The 3,737-nt window shown below is 42.7% G+C and carries 3 protein-coding genes; 2 read left to right on the top strand and 1 reads right to left on the bottom strand.

Annotated features, from left to right (window positions below):
* Positions 1–184: 184 nt before the first annotated feature.
* The gene (gene sds, locus IQ242_RS19210; protein ID WP_193961067.1) at positions 185–1,156 is read left to right on the top strand and encodes a solanesyl diphosphate synthase; all 972 of its coding nucleotides are present in this window, start codon (positions 185–187) and stop codon (positions 1,154–1,156) included.
* Here the strand turns inward: sds and IQ242_RS19215 are convergent.
* Positions 1,153–1,698 (bottom strand): hypothetical protein, encoded by a 546-nt coding sequence (locus IQ242_RS19215; RefSeq protein WP_193961068.1) that lies wholly within the window; start codon positions 1,696–1,698, stop codon positions 1,153–1,155. The genes sds and IQ242_RS19215 overlap by 4 nt on opposite strands.
* Positions 1,699–1,965: 267 nt before the next feature.
* Here IQ242_RS19215 and cimA point away from each other — a divergent pair, with 267 nt between their 5' ends.
* The gene (cimA, locus tag IQ242_RS19220; RefSeq protein WP_193961069.1) at positions 1,966–3,606 is read left to right on the top strand and encodes a citramalate synthase; all 1,641 of its coding nucleotides are present in this window, start codon (positions 1,966–1,968) and stop codon (positions 3,604–3,606) included.
* The last annotated feature ends 131 nt before the right edge of the window (positions 3,607–3,737 follow it).

Consider the following 3,737-nt stretch of genomic DNA (forward strand, 5'->3'; position numbering starts at 1 on the left):
GGGGGAGACGGGGAAATTTCAACTAATACCCCAAAACCCCAACCTCCAACCCCTCACTGATTACTGATTACTGATTACTGATCACTGATCACTGATGCTTCCCCTTCCCTAGTCTGGACGGTTAGCTTAAAATAAATGTAAGGATATGTAAACTTTCGTAACTATCTCGCCAATTGGCTAACCAATGATCCCAACAACTTCTTTATTCGCACCCGTTGACGATGATCTCCGTCTTTTGACCGATAACTTAAAAAACCTCGTCGGCGCTCGTCATCCCATTTTAGCGGCGGCAGCAGAACATTTGTTCGAGGCCGGTGGTAAACGCCTTCGACCGGCGATCGTGTTGCTGGTATCTCGCGCTACTATGTTAGACCAGGATATCACTCCCCGTCATCGTCGATTAGCGGAAATCACGGAGATGATCCACACTGCCAGTCTCGTCCATGATGATGTGGTAGATGAGGCAGAATTGCGCCGCGGTGTTCCCACCGTTAACAGTTTATTTGACAATCGCGTGGCGGTTTTAGCGGGGGATTTTCTTTTCGCTCAATCTTCTTGGTATCTAGCTAATTTAGATAATTTAGAAGTGGTAAAATTGCTCTCGGAAGTGATTCGTGATTTTGCTGAAGGGGAAATTCAACAGGGAATTAATCGCTTTGATACCAGTATCTCCTTGGCAGCTTATCTAGAAAAAAGTTACTACAAAACGGCTTCTTTAATTGCCAACAGTGCCAAAGCGGCTGGGGTATTAAGCGAGCAATCGGCTGAAGTTAATCATCATTTATATAATTATGGTCGCAATTTAGGATTAGCTTTTCAAATCGTCGATGATATTCTCGATTTTACCTCCCCCACGGAAGTATTAGGAAAACCCTCTGGCTCCGATTTGATCAGTGGTAATATCACCGCTCCCGCTCTCTTTGCTATGGAGGAAAATCCCTATATAGAAGTGTTGATCGAACGGGAATTTAGTCAGGAAGGAGACATCGAAAAAGCTCTTGATTTTATTCACTCTAGCCAAGGTATTCCTCGCTCAAAAGAATTAGCCGATCAATACGGTCAAAGTGCCTTAAAACACCTTGAATGTTTAGCTTCTTCTCCCTCAAAAGATGTGTTAATCGAGCTAGTGGATTACGTTTTGAGCCGAATTTATTAGGGAATAATAGTTCTCGCCGTAGCAATAGTCCAAGCATCGACTAATAATAAAAATAGGGTGAGAGTAAAAAGAATTCCATACATCCAAGGCTGAGAAAGGGGGCGAATATCAGTCATATCCAAGTTAGTTTTTTCCTCGATTATTTTGACCATGCGATTAAATCCCACTACTCGCATCGGCAATAAATAGGCTTTTTCTGCGGAGCGATCAAGGAAATAATAAACTAAACCACCCTGTCCTGTACTGCGACATTTAAGTTCTTTTATATCTGTCCAATTTAACCACCAACCAGAGCGAAGAAAAGCGGGAAACCATTGGGGATAGGTAACTTGTATCCCTGTCTCTGATAAAATCACTCTTTCACTTAAAGCTCCGTATAAAGCGATTAATCCTAAGCTAATTCCTACCCAGAGAAAATTGGAATTAACAGGGGAATTAGTGACTTTTGCTAAAAAGGGTAAAGGGATGGTTAACGCCACATATAAACTTAATAAAGTTACCCGAATTATTGGTGATATCCGAAAAGTTATTGTCTCGTTCATTTGATAACCTTAATCAGTAAACAGTAAACAGTAATCGGTGAAAACACAGCAGAAAACTGCCACTTAATACTCTAACACTTTAACACTTAATACTGTTCACTCAAAACTGACAACTGATAACTGATAACTGATAACTGATAACTGAACGGAGATTTGCACCTCGATCGCAGGTGATTGTTTGACCGTAAACTGTTATTCTAGGCATTAGGGACGTGATTTTAACTTGCTACAGTTATTAATTAATATTAACACTTATTGACTATTTCTATGAACAATGGTAAGCGCATTTGGGTCTATGACACTACTCTCCGGGACGGGGCCCAGCGAGAAGGTATTTCCCTCTCCCTCGAAGATAAAATTAAAATCGCCAGGGAATTAGATCGGATGGGTATTCCTTTTATCGAAGGCGGTTGGCCGGGCGCAAACCCTAGAGACGGTCAATTTTTCTGGAAACTGCAGGAAGAACCCCTAAAACAAGCGGAATTAGTCGCTTTTTGTTCCACGCGTCGCCCCCAGATCGAGGCCCGGGAAGATCGGATGTTAACCGCCATTCTCGCCGCTAGAACCCGTTGGGTGACAATTTTCGGCAAATCTTGGGATCTGCACGTCACAGAGGGCTTAAAAACCAGTCTGGAGGAGAATTTAGCCATGATAGGAGATACGATCGAGTATCTACGCTGTCAGGGAAGACGAGTCATTTATGATGCCGAACATTGGTTTGATGGTTACAAAAATAACCCCGAATACGCCCTTTTAACCCTGAAAACCGCCAGGGCTGCCGGGGCTGAATGGTTAGTTTTCTGTGATACCAACGGTGGCACTTTACCCCAAGAAATCGCCCCTATTGTGGAGAAAGTGCGGGAGCAATTGGGCATCGATCCTGATAACGAAAATGGGACTAAATTAGGCATCCATGCCCATAATGACGCAGGAACCGCCGTAGCTAACTCCTTAGCGGCAGTTAACGAGGGCGCACGCATGATTCAAGGCACAATTAACGGTTATGGGGAACGCTGCGGCAATGCCAATTTATGTACTTTAATTCCCAATCTTCAGTTAAAAATGGGCTTTTCTTGCCTAGAAGAAAATCAGTTAGGCCGATTGACGGGAACTAGCCGAAAAATCAGCGAAATGGTCAATTTAGCCCCGGATGATCATGCTCCCTTCGTCGGACGTTCCGCTTTTGCCCATAAGGGTGGTATTCACGTTTCTGCGGTGGCGAAAAATCCCCTGACCTACGAACATATTAATCCAGAAGCGATCGGGAATCAGCGCCGCATCGTCATTTCTGACCAATCGGGATTAAGTAATGTCTTAGCGAAAGCGCGCAGTTTTGGCATCGATTTAAATAAAGATGATCCCACCTGTCGGCAAATATTGGAACGTTTAAAAATCTTGGAAAGTCAGGGTTATCAATTTGAGGCAGCCGAAGCTAGTTTTGAGTTATTAATGCGGGAAGCTTTGGGACAGAGAAGCGACCTTTTTGAATTAAAAGGATTCCAAGTTTATTGTGATATGCTGCGGGATAGTGGTAATGCAATCGCGACAATTAAAGTACAGGTAAAAGAGGAAGATTTATTAGAAGTGGCCGAGGGTAACGGGCCTGTGGCTGCTTTAGATCTGGCTTTAAGAAAGGCTTTAGTCAAATTCTATCCCGAAATTGCTAACTTTCACCTGACCGATTATAAAGTGAGAATCCTCGATAGTGGTTCGGGGACGGCAGCGAAAACTAGGGTTTTAATCGAGTCGAGTAACGGTCAACAAAGATGGACTACCGTGGGAGTGTCTAGTAATATTTTGGAAGCTTCCTATCAAGCAGTGGTGGAAGGAATTGAATACGGTTTATATCTGCTGCAAAACAATAAACTAGAATTATCGGGTCAATTTTGTCCTTTGGGGATAATTTAAGCAACAGTTATCAGTTATCAGTTATCAGTTATCAGTTATCAGTTATCAGTTATCAGTTATCAGTTATCAGTTATCAGTTATCAGTTATCAGTTATCAGTTATCAGTTATCAGTTATCAGTTATCAGTTATC

The sequence above is a fragment of the Microcystis sp. LEGE 08355 genome (genome assembly GCF_015207185.1).
Taxonomy (GTDB): domain Bacteria; phylum Cyanobacteriota; class Cyanobacteriia; order Cyanobacteriales; family Microcystaceae; genus Microcystis; species Microcystis panniformis.

Bases quoted from the DNA above. Each gene is read 5' to 3' on its own strand.
- sds (WP_193961067.1), top strand. From the start codon at position 185: ATGATCCCAACAACTTCTTTATTCGCACCCGTTGACGATGATCTCCGT.
- IQ242_RS19215 (WP_193961068.1), bottom strand. From the start codon at position 1,698: ATGAACGAGACAATAACTTTTCGGATATCACCAATAATTCGGGTAACT.
- cimA (WP_193961069.1), top strand. From the start codon at position 1,966: ATGAACAATGGTAAGCGCATTTGGGTCTATGACACTACTCTCCGGGAC.